Source organism: Paracoccus sp. SCN 68-21, assembly GCF_001724535.1.
GTDB lineage: Bacteria > Pseudomonadota > Alphaproteobacteria > Rhodobacterales > Rhodobacteraceae > Paracoccus > Paracoccus hibiscisoli.
Genome location: NZ_MEES01000008.1, coordinates 1 through 11360, shown reverse-complemented (window position 1 = coordinate 11360; position 11360 = coordinate 1). Strand labels below are relative to the sequence as shown.

Below are 11360 nucleotides of genomic sequence, written 5' to 3'. Positions count from 1 at the left end.
GGATAGCGCATGATGGGCAAACGAAACCTAAACGGCCAGCGATTCCAGCCGCGCCTGCAGCGACAACAGGTCGCCCCAGGCATCGCGTTTCGCGACCGGGTTGCGCAGCAGATAGGCAGGGTGCGTCATCGGCAGCGCAGGACGCCCGAACGCCTGCACCCACTGGCCGCGCAGGCGCAGGATGCCGCGTTTCTCGATCGCGGCCTGGCAGGCAATGTTGCCCATCAGCACGATCAGATCGGGCGAGACCAGGTCGATATGGCGTTCCAGGAACGGCAGGCTCACGGCAATTTCATCGGGATCGGGGTCGCGATTGCCGGGCGGGCGCCAGGTCAGGACGTTGGTAACATAGAAGGCGCGTTCCGCATCGACCCCGTCGCGGGCCAGCCCGATGGCCCCGAACATGCGGTCCAGCATCTGCCCCGCGCGGCCGACAAAGGGGCGGCCCTGCCGATCCTCCTCGTCGCCCGGCGCCTCACCCAGGATCAGGACGCGGGCCTTGGGGTTGCCGTCGGCAAAGCAGAAATTGCGCGCGCCCTTCTTCAGCTCGATCCCGTCGAACCCCTCCTGGGCTGCGGCCAGCGCCTCCAGGGTCGCGGCGCCCTGGGCCAGCATGCGGGCCTGGGCCAGCCGCGCCGACAGGTCGTCATCGGGAACCGGCGGCGCGGTGACGGGCACGGGTGCGGCAGGCGCCACGCGCGCGGGCAGGTCGAACCGGTCCACCGGCGCGTCCAGCATGGGCACGTCGCAGCCCATCTCCAGCTGCCAGTCCAGCAGCGCCAGCGCCGTGTCCGCATCCAGCGCGAATCCCTGATATGTCGCCTGATCGGTCATCGCCGCACGCTAGGGCCGCGGACCGCCCTAGTCCACCACCAGCATATAGCCCGTGCCCCGCACCGTCTGCAGAAACCGCGGCTCGCGCGGGTCGGGCTCGATCTTGCGGCGCAGGCGGGTGATCTGGACGTCGATGGCACGCTCGCCATTCTCATCCTCGCCGCCGCGGCCCAGATCGTCGATCAGATCGGCCCGGCTGACCGGCTGGCCCCGGCTGGCGGCCAGACGGCGCAGCAGTGCGGTTTCCGTGCCGGTCAGGCGCAGCGGCGCGTCGCCGTTCCACAATTCGCCCTTGTCGGTGTCATAGCGCAGCGCGCCAAGCGTCAGGTATTTCGGCTGCGCCACCTCGACCACCGGCACCCGGCGCAGAATCGCCCCGATGCGCAGCAGCAGCTCGCGCGGCTCGAAGGGCTTGGGCAGGTAATCGTCGGCGCCGCTCTCCAGCCCGCTGATGCGGTCCTCGGTCTCGCCCTTGGCCGTCAGCAGCAGGATCGGCGTGTCGATGCGGGTGCGCAGATCGCGGGTCAGCGACAGCCCGTCCTCTCCGGGCATCATCACATCCATCACGATCAGGTCGAAATCCAGCCCCGCCAGCAGGCGGCGGGCCTGCGCGGCATCGCGGGCCATGGTCACCATGTATCCGTTCTTGCGCAAAAACCGCCCCAGCAGCGCGCGGATGCGTTCGTCGTCGTCAACGATCAGCAGGTGGCAGTCGGTCGCGGTCATGGGGGCCTCAGCGGTCGTCGGGAAGATCCTTCAACGCCTGATACTGCGCCCGCGTGTCCGGGTCCATCATCGCCTCCAGCACCTGCCGAAAGCCGCTGACCGCCTGCGGGCCCGCATTGCGATAGGCGGCGCGCATCCGCGCCCGCTGCGCCTCGGACAGGCGGCGCTCCAGGGCGGTGCCCTTGGGCGTCAGGTGCAGCTGGCGTTCGCGGCGGTCGCGCCTTCCGATGCGGCTGTCCACCAGCCCGTCGTCGATCAGCGTGCGCAGCACCCGGTTCAGCGACTGTTTCGTCACCCCCAGCACCGCCAGAAGCGAGGTCACCGTCAGCCCCGGATCGCGATGGATAAAATGCAGCGCCCGGTGATGGGCGCGCCCGTAATCCATGTCGGCCAGGATCATGTCCGGGTCGGCGGTGAAGGCGCGATAGGCAAAGAACATCGCCTCGATCCCGCGGCGCAGCTGGTCGTCGGTCAGGAACAGCAGATCCTCGCCCACCATGGCCTGTAGGCGCGCTTTTTCCTGCATCGTCGTCCCCGTCCGCTGGCTGCCCCGGATATGGCAGCGTTGTTGACTTTCTAATCGGTGATTGCTAGCCGTCAAGCATCTTGCGTAACAAACATGCCAAATCCGCCCTGACAGACGCAAGAATCGCAAAAACCGGGCGACGGATGGAGAGTGATGATGCTGCCTTACGACGACCGCGACGGCAAGATCTGGATGAATGGCGACCTGGTCGACTGGCGCGACGCCAAGGTGCACGTCCTGAGCCACGCGCTGCATTACGCCAGCTCGGTCTTCGAGGGCGAGCGGTGCTATGACGGCAAGATCTTCAAGGGTCACGAACACTCGCTGCGGCTGCTGGAATCGGGCCGCCTGCTGGACATGCCGATCCCCTATACCGCCGAAGAGATCGACGCCGCCAAGGAGGCCGTGCTGAAGGCCAACGGCTTCGAGAACGCCTATGTCCGCGTCGTGGCATGGCGGGGGTCGGGGCTGGACATGGGCGTCTCCGCCGCGCGCAACCCGGTCTGCATGGCGGTCGCCGCGTGGGAATGGGGCAGCTATTACGGCGATGCCAAATGGCAGGGCGCGAAGCTGGACGTGGCCAAGTGGAAACGCCCCAGCCCGGAAACCATCCCCACCGCCGCCAAGGCCGCCGGCCTCTACATGATCTGCACGATGTCCAAGCACGCGGCCGAGGCCAAGGGCTGTTCCGACGCGCTGTTCATGGACTGGGAGGGCTATGTGGCCGAGGCCACCGGCGCCAACATTTTCTTCGTGAAGGATGGCGAGATCCACACCCCGATGGCCGACCGTTTCCTGAACGGCATCACCCGCCAGACCATTATCCAGATGCTGAAGGACAAGGGCCTGACCGTCCACGAACGCCGCATCCTGCCCGATGAGCTGGAATCGTTCCAGGAATGCTGGCTGACCGGCACCGCCGCCGAGGTGACCCCGGTCGGCCAGATCGGCGACTGGCATTTCCAGGTCGGCCAGATCACCCGCGACGTGGCCGAAAGCTATGAGGCGCTGGTCCGCGCCTGACCGCGGCCGGGGGGCGTCCGCGCCCCCCGCTCAGGCCTGGTGGCCGCGTGCGATGCGCAGGTAATGCGCCGGTTTCACAGCCGCATCGCGCGTCTTGGGACGCGATTGCAGCTGCAACGTGGCGGGATGGGGCAATGCGGCGCGGGCCTGGCGCAGGAATGCGGTCAGGCGGGCATTGCCGCGGGTGCGGGGCTGATCGGAGATATGACGGCTCATGGGACCCTCCTTTGGGAGTGGTCACTATAGGACCGATCCGGACCGATTTGAACCCCTGTGTTCACATGCCGGTCAGGGGGCGCCGTCAGGCGGCCTTGATGCCCTGCGCCGCCGACAGCACCGCATGCAGCGTCACAGGGTCGTCATTGGCGCGCAGTTTCGCGCGCAGGTCCTGATCGCGCAGCGTGCGCGACACCAGCGCCAACGCCTTGAGGTGATCGACGCCACTGCTTTCGGGGGCCAGCAGCGCAAAGACCAGATCGACCGGCTGGCGGTCGACCGCGTCGAAATCCAGGGGTTTCTCCAGGCGCAGGAACAGCCCCGCGACCTTGTCCAGCCCGTGCAGCCGCGCATGCGGCAGGGCCACGCCCTGACCCACGCCGGTCGGCCCCAGGCTTTCGCGTTCCTGCAGCGCGTCCAGCACCTCCGAGGCGTTCAGCCCATAGACCGCATGCGCCAGATCGGCCAGCTCCTGGAACAGGCGCTTTTTCGAGGTGACCTGCCCCAGAGACCGCACCGCGCCGGGTTTGAGGATTTCAGCAAGCTGCATCGCGTTTCGTCTTTCCCAAGCTGTCCGCCCCCGGACAGGACTGTCCGGGGGCGGCATCACGACCCGTCGGCGGACCGGACCTGCGGCGGGCCTCAGCCGTTGCCGCGCGGGTCGATCCAGCCCACATTGCCGTCGTCGCGGCGGTGAACGACGTTCACGCCACCATGTTTCTCGTTGCGGAACACCAGCAGCGGGCTGCCGGACAGTTCCATATGCATCACCGCATCGCCCACCGACAGGGTGGGCACGCGGCTTTCCATTTCGGCGATGATGATCGGCTCCAGGCTGCCGCCCTGCGATTCCGCGTCATCATCCTCGGCGGCCAGCACATAGCTGTCGGCCTGACCGAAGACAACAGGCTCGGCATGGTCCTTGTGGTGATCCTTCAGGCGGCGCTTGTAGCGGCGCAGCTGCTTGTCCATCTTTTCGCGGCAGGCCTCGAAGGCGGCATAGATGTTGTCATTCGCGTGGCCGCGCGCCTGCACGGTCAGGCCGGTGGACAGGTGCACCACCGTGTCGCACAGAAACTGATGAGCATCCTTGGAAAAGGTCACGGACGCATCGGTCGGACGCTGAGAATACTTCTCCAGGGTCTCGCCCAGCTCTGTCTTGACATGCGTGGTCAGTGCATCCCCGACATCGATGTGTTTTCCGCTGATGGTGTAGCGCATCGTCACTCCTCTCCGGTTGCCCGCCGCCGCGACGCCCGCCCGGGGGGCCGGCAAGGGCGAAGGCGGGTATGTGCGGGACGGCATCTCCGCACCCGCATATCTCGATTTGGTGACAGCGCGGGGCAACTGTCAACGGCCCACACGGGGCCGTGACCGGGAATCATGCAGGCGGCGCGCTCACAACAGGCTGAAGCTGTCGCCCAGATAGACCTCGCGCACGCGCGGATCGGCCACGATCTGCTCGGTCGTGCCCGCCATCAGCACATGGCCATCGTGCAGGATATAGGCGCGATCGACGATTCCCAATGTTTCGCGGACGTTGTGGTCGGTGATCAGCACGCCGATGCCGCGCGACTTCAGCGCGTGGACCAGGGTGCGGATCTCGCCCACGGCGATGGGATCGACGCCGGCAAAGGGCTCGTCCAGCAGCAGGAAGGCGGGGTCGGAGGCCAGGCAGCGCGCGATCTCGGCCCGCCGGCGCTCGCCCCCCGACAGCGCCAGCGCCGGGGCGCCGCGCAGATGCGTGATCGAGAAATCGGCCAGCAATTCCTCCAGCCGGTCCCGCCTGTGGCGCGGATCGTCCAGCGCGACCTCCAGCACGGCCATGATGTTCTGTTCGACCGTCAGCCCGCGAAAGATCGACATCTCCTGCGGCAGATAGCCGATGCCCAGACGCGCGCGGCGGAACATCGGCAGGCGCGTGACGTCGCGCCCGTCGATCAGGACCTGCCCCGCATCCGCCGTGACCAGCCCCGCAATGCAATAGAAACATGTCGTCTTGCCCGACCCGTTCGGCCCCAGCAGGGCCACGACCTCTCCGCGCTGCAAGTTGACGGAGACGTCGCGGATCACGGGCCGGTTGCGATAGGACTTGCGCAGGCCGCGCACGTCCAGCCCAGTCCCGTCCGTCATCAGTTGCCCCCCGGCTGCAGGACGGACCGCACGCGGCCCTGCACCTGCGCGGCGCCGGTGGCCAGATCGACGGTCATGCGGTCGCCCGACAGCACGTTGCCGCCCTGGCTCAGCAGCACGTCGCCGGTCAGCAGGACGGTGCCCGCCGCCACGTCATAGACCGCCTCGGCCGCCTCGGCGGCGTCGGGGCCGGACACCAGCGTGACGTTGCCGGTCGCGGTCAGGCTGTCGATCCGCTGCTGATCGCCCGGCGCGTATTGCACCGCCACGCGGTCGGCGGACAGGCGCATCTCGCCCTGCCCGATCACCACATTGCCGGTGAACAGCGCGCTGCCATCGGTCTGGTTGACGTCCAGATTGTCGGCCGCCACCTCGACCGGGGCCGAGGTATCCGCCTGCATCCCCCCAAAGGTGGTCTGCGCCAGCGCGGGCAGGGGCGCACACAGCGCAAGGGCGATCAGCAGGGGGCGCATCATCATCGGCTCCTCGGGGGTCAGGGTTGGTATATCAGACGCACGCCGTCCGAGAAATTCAAGATCGCCGCGCCATCGCCGTCCGGGCCGGGCGCCAGCCGCATCCGCCCGGCGGTGATCCGCCCAAAGGGCGCCTCCGCCGCGACCCCCTCCTGCGCCTCGATGACGGCGCTGCCGGTCTGGGCGTCGATGCGCGGCGCGTCCAGTTGCCAGCCGCTGCTGGTGGTCATGCGCACGCCGCCCTCCAGTCGCACCGTGCCGTCGGTCAGCCCGCCCTGCGGCGCGGTCAGATCGGCGCGAAGCCCGTCGGGCCGCTGCCAGTCCAGCGCCAGATCGCCCGCGACGCCGCCCGCGGCACCCGGCGCCGCCTGCGCCGCCCGCAGGGTCAGCTGCGCGCCGTCGCCGGTCACGCCGCTGTATTCGGGGGCCACGATGCGGTTCTCGCGCGCGGCGGCCTGGGCATCGACCTCGGCATAGGGGATGCGCGATTCGACATCCGATTCGCGGCTGAACAGGAACATCGTCGACAGCATCGCCAACGCCAGCAGCGGCAACAGCACCCTCAGCCAGCGGACGATGCGGGTGCGCGACATGGCCTAGACCAGCCCCGCGCGCAGACAGTCGTGGATATGCAGGATGCCGCGCGGCATGCCGTCCTCGACCGCGAACAGGCAGGTGATCTTGCGGTCCTGCATCTGCGCCAGGGCGGCCTCGGCCAGGGCGCCCGGCGCGATGGTGCGGGGCGCAGGCGTCATCACGGCACGCGCATCCAGATCCAGCAGGCCCTGCATGTGGCGGCGCAAATCGCCATCGGTGATGATGCCGACCAGCGCCCCCGCGTCATCGACGACGCCGGTCACGCCGTAACCCTTCTGGCTGATGACCAGCAGCGCCTCGGACATGGGCGCATCCTGCGCCACCAGCGGCAGATCGACATGCATCAGGTCGCCCACCTTGGCCAGCAGCGCGCCCAGCTTGCCGCCGGGATGAAAGGTGCGGAAATGTTCGGGCGTGAACTGGCGATGCTCCATCAGCGCGATGGCCAGCGCGTCGCCCAAAGCCAGCGTCATCGTGGTCGAGGTCGTGGGCACGATGCCGTTGCCGCAGGCCTCGGGGGCGGCGGGCAGCACCAGCGCCAGGTCGGCCTGCCGCATCAGCGTTGATTGCGGCCGCGCCGCCACCCCGATCAGCGGGATGGAAAAGCGCCGCGTATGCGCGATCAGATCGGCCAGTTCCGGCGTCTCGCCGCTGTTGGACAGCACCAGCGCCAGATCGGCCTCGGTCACCATGCCCAGATCGCCATGGCTGGCCTCGGCCGGGTGCACGAATTGCGCGGGCGTCCCGGTCGAGGCGAAGGTCGCCGCGATCTTGCGCCCCACATGGCCCGACTTGCCCATGCCCGACACGATCACCCGGCCGCGCACGGCCAGGATCATCTCGACCGCGCGCGAAAACTCATCGCCCAGGCCCGCCGACAGCGCCTCAAGGCCCGTGATCTCGACGCCGATCACCCGCCGCGCCGTTTCGATGTAATCCGCCACGCCCAACCCCTTTTCCGTCATGCCCGTGCTTCAGTGGCGAAAGATGTCGCCCTCGTCGCTCCAGCCCAGCAGGTCCAGATGGGCCCGCGCCGGCAGAAAGTCAAAGCACGCCTGCGCCAGACCCAGCCGGTTCTCGCGCTTGAGCCGCTCCTCCAGCGCCTCCTTCAGCTTGTGCAGGTGCAGCACGTCGGATGCCGCATATTCCAGCTGCGCGTCCGACAGATCGGTCGCACCCCAGTCGCTGGTCTGCTGCTGCTTGCTGACATCGACGCCGACCAGTTCGTTCAGCAGAACCTTCAGCCCGTGCCGGTCGGTGAAGGTCCGCACCAGCCGCGAGGCAATCTTGGTGCACCAGACCGGCGACGTGACCACGCCAAAGGCGTTCTCCAGCGCCGCGATGTCAAAGCGGCCGAAATGGAACAGCTTCAGCACCTTGGGGTCGGTCAGCAGCTTGGTCAGGTTCGGCGCCTCGGTCTGGCCGCGATCGATCTGGACCAGATGCGCCTCGCCATCGCCATCCGACAGCTGCACCAGGCACAGCCGGTCGCGGCGCGGGTCCAGGCCCATCGTCTCGGTGTCGATGGCCACGACCTGGCCCAGCACCAGATCGTCGGGAAGATCGTTGGGATACAGATGGATGCTCATGACCGGTCCTGACTGTTCGGGGGCCGGACGCCTGGCATCCGGCCGCTTTGGCCCCCTTCGACCAGAAACGGCCGGTCCGATCCAGTGAAAATCGCGTGCAGGGCCGCCGCGTCAGACAGCAGGGTCAGGCCGCGCGCGCCCAGTCCAGCGGCGCCGGATCGTCGCGTTGGGCAAAGCGCAGCAGGTGGCTTTCCACCACACCGCGCAGGCGTTCGGCGGCCTGGTCATCGGCGGCCTCTAGCGCCAGGTGCAGACGCTCGGGCGTGGCCTGCAGATGCGCCTCGCCCATCTCGAACCGCAGCACGGCCTGATCGCCTTCCTGGGTCACGGGGATCTTGTGGCCGAAATGCTTGGCCATGGTGCCCATCAGGGACGCGGCGCGGGCGGTGGGGAAATCGGCGGTCAGGCGCATTGGGTATCCTTTCGTGCTGGCCCTCAGCTAGGACGGCAAAGTGTTTCTGTCAACAAATCGGCGCAGGTTTCCGACAAAAACACCCTGCTATTCTTGCGCAGCCCTTGGAGCCACGCTAAGCCCGCCCCGCGTGCAGCCAACAGCCCAGCCACCACGCGGACCAAACCGTGAAAGGATCTGCCATGCGCCGCATCGCGCTGTCCGGCCTGCTGGCCGCCACCCTGTGTTCCGCCCCCTGGGCCGCCCTGGCGCAGGTGACCGTCGACACCGCCCAAGGCCCCGTCACGCTGGAGGGCACGCCCCAGCGCGTCGCCGTCTATGACATGGCCGCGCTGGACACGATCACCGCCCTGGGCGTGACGCCTGCGGGCACCATCGACAACATCCTGGTCCCTGCGCTGCGCGACGTGGCCCCTGACGCCGCCCCCGTCGGCACCCTGTTCGAGCCGGACCTCGAGGCGCTGGCGGGCCTCGGCCCCGATCTGGTGGTGGTGGGCGGACGGTCCTCGACCCAGCTGGCGGCGGTGTCGCAGGTGGCCCCGGCCATCGACATGACCTTTGGGACCGACCTGCTGGCCGACGCCCGCGCGCGCATCGCGACCTATGGCACGCTGTTCGACAAGACCGACGAGGCCGCGACGCTGATTGCCGCCCTGGACGCCAGGCTGGACGATCTGCGCGCCGCCGCCGACGGCCAGGGCACCGCCCTGATCGTGATGACGAACGGCCCCAAGATGTCCGCCTATGGCCGCGATTCGCGCTTTGGCTGGATCTTTGCCGCGACCGGGCTGGAGGAGGCCGTGCCCGGCCTGGACAGCGCCACCCACGGGCAGGCGATCAGCCATGAATTCATCGCCCAGGCCAATCCCGACTGGCTGCTGGTCATCGATCGCGGCGCCGCCATCGGCGAGGACGGCCAGGGCGCGATGGAGACGCTGCGGTCGGACCTGGTGGCGGGCACGACCGCCCTCAGCCAGGGCCAGGTGATCCAGCTGGACCCGGCGGCGGCCTATATCTCGGCCGGGGGCTATGCCTCGACCATGGCGGTGCTGGATCAGCTGACGCAGGCCTTCGCGGACTGATGCGCCCCCTGCCCGCCCTGGCAGTCGCGCTGGTCGCGCTGATGCTGGCCAGCCTGACGGTCGGCGCCGCCGACATCCGCGTGACGCAGGTCCTTAGAGATCCGCAGGCCATGCTGGTCCTGCTGGAATCGCGCCTGCCGCGCACGCTGTCGGTGGTGCTGACCGGGGCGGCGCTGTCGGTGGCGGGCGTGCTGATCCAGGCGCTGGTCCGCAACCGCTTTGTCGGCCCCGATACGTCCGGCACGGCCGAGGGCGCGGCGCTTGGCCTGTTGGCCATCACCATCCTGTGGCCCGCCAGCCCCCTGTGGCTGCGCATGATCGCGGCCAGCCTGTCGGCCATGGTCACCACCGCGCTGTTTCTGGCCGTGATCCGCCGCCTGCCCGTGCGCGAGGTGATGCTGGTCCCCATCGCGGGGCTGGTCCTGTCGGGGGTGCTGGGATCGGTCGTGACCTTTGTCGGCTGGCAGACCGACCTGATGCAATATGTCGGCACCTGGCTGATGAGCGGCGAATTCTCGGGCGTGATCTCGGGGCGCTATGAGCTGCTGTGGATCGCGGGCGTGGCGGCGGGGCTGGCCTGGTTCTCGGCCGACCGCTTTGCGATTCTGGGCCTGGGCGATCAGGTGGCGACGGGGCTGGGGCTGTCCACGGCCGCCGTGATGCGGCTGGGGCTGGCGGTGGTGTCGGTCGTGACCGCGATGGTGGTGACGACGGTGGGGATGATCCCCTTTGTCGGGCTGGTGGTCCCGAACCTGGTCGCGCGGATCATGGGCGACAACCTGCGCGCCTCGCTGCCCGTCGTGGCGCTGGCAGGGGCGGTGCTGGTCCTGGCCTGCGATCTGGCCGGACGTCTGGTCATCCACCCCTATGAGGTTCCCGCCGGCACCATCCTGGGCGTGCTGGGCGCGGTGCTGTTCCTGTGGCTGCTGCATCGCCGGCCCCCGCGGTCGAAGCCCGCCCATGGATAGGCGGTCGGGGCTGATGCTGGGCGCGATGGCGCTGCTGCTGGCCGGGCTATCGGCGGTCTGGATGCTGCAGGGCATCGGCGGCGGCAATCGCGCCTTTATCCTGGGCCTGCGCGGGACCAAGCTGGCGGCACTGGTCACCGTGGCCACCGCCATCGGCGTCGCGACGATCCTGTTTCAGACCGTTGCGTCCAACCGCGTGCTGACACCGTCGATCATGGGGTTCGACGCGCTGTATGTCTTGCTGCAGACGGGGCTGGTGGTCGCCTTGGGCGGCGCCGGTCTGGCGGGCCTGCCGCCCGGCCCGAAATTCCTGGCCGAGATCGCGGTCATGACCCTTCTGGCCAGCCTGCTGTTCGGCACGCTGCTGCTGCGGGGCGCGCGCGACGTGCCGCGGATGATCCTGACCGGAGTGATCCTGGGGGTGCTGTTCCGGTCGCTGTCGGGGTTTCTGGGCCGCATCCTGGACCCCAACGAATTCGCCGTGGTGCAATCGGTCAGCTTTGCCAGCTTCAACCGCGTCGATGCCACGCTGCTGCCCTGGGCGGCGGCGATCACCGCGGGTGCGGTGCTGGCTGCTTGGCGGCTGTCGGCGCGGCTGGACGTGCTGGCCCTGGGGCGCGATCCGGCGGTGTCCCTGGGGCTGGCCCATCGCGGCATGGTGCTGGGCGTGCTGGGGCTGGTGGCGGTGCTGGTGTCGGTCTCGACCGCGCTGGTGGGGCCGGTGGCCTTCTTCGGGCTGATCGTGGCGGGGCTGGCGCATGGGCTGATGCGCAGCGCGCGC

Annotated in this window: 16 protein-coding genes; 4 read left to right on the top strand and 12 right to left on the bottom strand. The window is 68.8% G+C overall.

Annotation, left to right across the window (positions count from 1 at the left end):
* Nucleotides 1-27: 27 nt before the first annotated feature.
* From ABS73_RS04450 to ABS73_RS04440, 3 genes are read right to left on the bottom strand one after another with little or no spacing between them, the layout of a single operon-like run.
* On the bottom strand, nt 28-834 hold the full coding sequence (locus ABS73_RS04450; RefSeq protein WP_277021271.1) for a uracil-DNA glycosylase: 807 nt from the start codon (nt 832-834) through the stop codon (nt 28-30).
* A gap of 27 nt (nt 835-861) precedes the next feature.
* Entirely contained in the window at nt 862-1560 is a 699-nt protein-coding gene (locus ABS73_RS04445; protein WP_277021268.1) for a response regulator, read from the bottom strand.
* 7 nt (nt 1561-1567) lie between these two features.
* Nucleotides 1568-2086 (bottom strand): MarR family winged helix-turn-helix transcriptional regulator, encoded by a 519-nt coding sequence (locus ABS73_RS04440; protein ID WP_169306298.1) that lies wholly within the window; start codon nt 2084-2086, stop codon nt 1568-1570.
* Nucleotides 2087-2242: 156 nt separating this feature from the next.
* On the opposite strand from ABS73_RS04440, the gene ABS73_RS04435 reads away from it, so the two are divergent.
* Nucleotides 2243-3109: a branched-chain amino acid aminotransferase gene (locus tag ABS73_RS04435; RefSeq protein WP_409597765.1), complete on the top strand. Its 867-nt coding sequence runs from the start codon at nt 2243-2245 to the stop codon at nt 3107-3109.
* A 30-nt stretch (nt 3110-3139) separates the two neighbouring features.
* Here ABS73_RS04435 and ABS73_RS04430 read toward each other — a convergent pair whose 3' ends face one another.
* The 9 genes from ABS73_RS04430 to ABS73_RS04390 form a co-directional block, all read right to left on the bottom strand.
* Nucleotides 3140-3325 (bottom strand): hypothetical protein, encoded by a 186-nt coding sequence (locus tag ABS73_RS04430; protein WP_277021260.1) that lies wholly within the window; start codon nt 3323-3325, stop codon nt 3140-3142.
* 85 nt (nt 3326-3410) lie between these two features.
* Nucleotides 3411-3875 carry a PTS sugar transporter subunit IIA gene (locus ABS73_RS04425; protein ID WP_277021258.1) on the bottom strand — a complete coding sequence of 155 codons (465 nt, stop codon included), beginning with the start codon at nt 3873-3875 and terminating at the stop codon, nt 3411-3413.
* 92 nt (nt 3876-3967) lie between these two features.
* Nucleotides 3968-4546 carry a ribosome hibernation-promoting factor, HPF/YfiA family gene (gene hpf / locus ABS73_RS04420; RefSeq protein WP_277021256.1) on the bottom strand — a complete coding sequence of 193 codons (579 nt, stop codon included), beginning with the start codon at nt 4544-4546 and terminating at the stop codon, nt 3968-3970.
* A 177-nt stretch (nt 4547-4723) separates the two neighbouring features.
* Complete coding sequence (lptB, locus tag ABS73_RS04415) at nt 4724-5458, bottom strand: LPS export ABC transporter ATP-binding protein (protein ID WP_277021254.1); 735 nt, start codon at nt 5456-5458, stop codon at nt 4724-4726.
* Nucleotides 5458-5934 carry a lipopolysaccharide transport periplasmic protein LptA gene (gene lptA / locus ABS73_RS04410; RefSeq protein ID WP_277021252.1) on the bottom strand — a complete coding sequence of 159 codons (477 nt, stop codon included), beginning with the start codon at nt 5932-5934 and terminating at the stop codon, nt 5458-5460. The genes lptB and lptA overlap by 1 nt, the downstream gene beginning before the upstream one ends.
* Before the next feature lie 17 nt (nt 5935-5951).
* Nucleotides 5952-6524, bottom strand: coding sequence for a hypothetical protein (locus ABS73_RS04405; RefSeq protein ID WP_277021250.1), 573 nt, complete (start codon nt 6522-6524; stop codon nt 5952-5954).
* A gap of 3 nt (nt 6525-6527) precedes the next feature.
* Nucleotides 6528-7493 (bottom strand): KpsF/GutQ family sugar-phosphate isomerase, encoded by a 966-nt coding sequence (locus ABS73_RS04400; RefSeq protein ID WP_277021249.1) that lies wholly within the window; start codon nt 7491-7493, stop codon nt 6528-6530.
* Between the two features lie 9 nt (nt 7494-7502).
* On the bottom strand, nt 7503-8117 hold the full coding sequence (locus tag ABS73_RS04395; RefSeq protein ID WP_277021247.1) for a ribonuclease D: 615 nt from the start codon (nt 8115-8117) through the stop codon (nt 7503-7505).
* Between the two features lie 124 nt (nt 8118-8241).
* A complete protein-coding gene (locus tag ABS73_RS04390; RefSeq protein ID WP_277021244.1) occupies nt 8242-8529 on the bottom strand; it encodes a DUF2218 domain-containing protein in 288 nt (95 codons plus the stop codon).
* 182 nt (nt 8530-8711) lie between these two features.
* Between ABS73_RS04390 and ABS73_RS04385 the strand changes: the two genes are divergently transcribed.
* The 3 genes from ABS73_RS04385 to ABS73_RS04375 all read left to right on the top strand — a co-directional run.
* The gene (locus tag ABS73_RS04385) at nt 8712-9611 is read left to right on the top strand and encodes a siderophore ABC transporter substrate-binding protein (protein WP_277021242.1); all 900 of its coding nucleotides are present in this window, start codon (nt 8712-8714) and stop codon (nt 9609-9611) included.
* Nucleotides 9611-10579 carry an ABC transporter permease gene (locus tag ABS73_RS04380; protein ID WP_277021239.1) on the top strand — a complete coding sequence of 323 codons (969 nt, stop codon included), beginning with the start codon at nt 9611-9613 and terminating at the stop codon, nt 10577-10579. Before ABS73_RS04385 ends, ABS73_RS04380 begins: the two co-directional genes overlap by 1 nt.
* The coding region (locus ABS73_RS04375; protein WP_286693410.1) for an iron chelate uptake ABC transporter family permease subunit at nt 10572-11360 on the top strand (789 nt) is incomplete at its 3' end. The genes ABS73_RS04380 and ABS73_RS04375, both read left to right, overlap by 8 nt.

Bases quoted from the DNA above. Each gene is read 5' to 3' on its own strand.
- ABS73_RS04450 (WP_277021271.1), bottom strand. From the start codon at position 834: ATGACCGATCAGGCGACATATCAGGGATTCGCGCTGGATGCGGACACG.
- ABS73_RS04445 (WP_277021268.1), bottom strand. From the start codon at position 1,560: ATGACCGCGACCGACTGCCACCTGCTGATCGTTGACGACGACGAACGC.
- ABS73_RS04440 (WP_169306298.1), bottom strand. From the start codon at position 2,086: ATGCAGGAAAAAGCGCGCCTACAGGCCATGGTGGGCGAGGATCTGCTG.
- ABS73_RS04435 (WP_409597765.1), top strand. From the start codon at position 2,243: ATGCTGCCTTACGACGACCGCGACGGCAAGATCTGGATGAATGGCGAC.
- ABS73_RS04430 (WP_277021260.1), bottom strand. From the start codon at position 3,325: ATGAGCCGTCATATCTCCGATCAGCCCCGCACCCGCGGCAATGCCCGC.
- ABS73_RS04425 (WP_277021258.1), bottom strand. From the start codon at position 3,875: ATGCAGCTTGCTGAAATCCTCAAACCCGGCGCGGTGCGGTCTCTGGGG.
- hpf (WP_277021256.1), bottom strand. From the start codon at position 4,546: ATGCGCTACACCATCAGCGGAAAACACATCGATGTCGGGGATGCACTG.
- lptB (WP_277021254.1), bottom strand. From the start codon at position 5,458: ATGACGGACGGGACTGGGCTGGACGTGCGCGGCCTGCGCAAGTCCTAT.
- lptA (WP_277021252.1), bottom strand. From the start codon at position 5,934: ATGATGCGCCCCCTGCTGATCGCCCTTGCGCTGTGTGCGCCCCTGCCC.
- ABS73_RS04405 (WP_277021250.1), bottom strand. From the start codon at position 6,524: ATGTCGCGCACCCGCATCGTCCGCTGGCTGAGGGTGCTGTTGCCGCTG.
- ABS73_RS04400 (WP_277021249.1), bottom strand. From the start codon at position 7,493: ATGACGGAAAAGGGGTTGGGCGTGGCGGATTACATCGAAACGGCGCGG.
- ABS73_RS04395 (WP_277021247.1), bottom strand. From the start codon at position 8,117: ATGAGCATCCATCTGTATCCCAACGATCTTCCCGACGATCTGGTGCTG.
- ABS73_RS04390 (WP_277021244.1), bottom strand. From the start codon at position 8,529: ATGCGCCTGACCGCCGATTTCCCCACCGCCCGCGCCGCGTCCCTGATG.
- ABS73_RS04385 (WP_277021242.1), top strand. From the start codon at position 8,712: ATGCGCCGCATCGCGCTGTCCGGCCTGCTGGCCGCCACCCTGTGTTCC.
- ABS73_RS04380 (WP_277021239.1), top strand. From the start codon at position 9,611: ATGCGCCCCCTGCCCGCCCTGGCAGTCGCGCTGGTCGCGCTGATGCTG.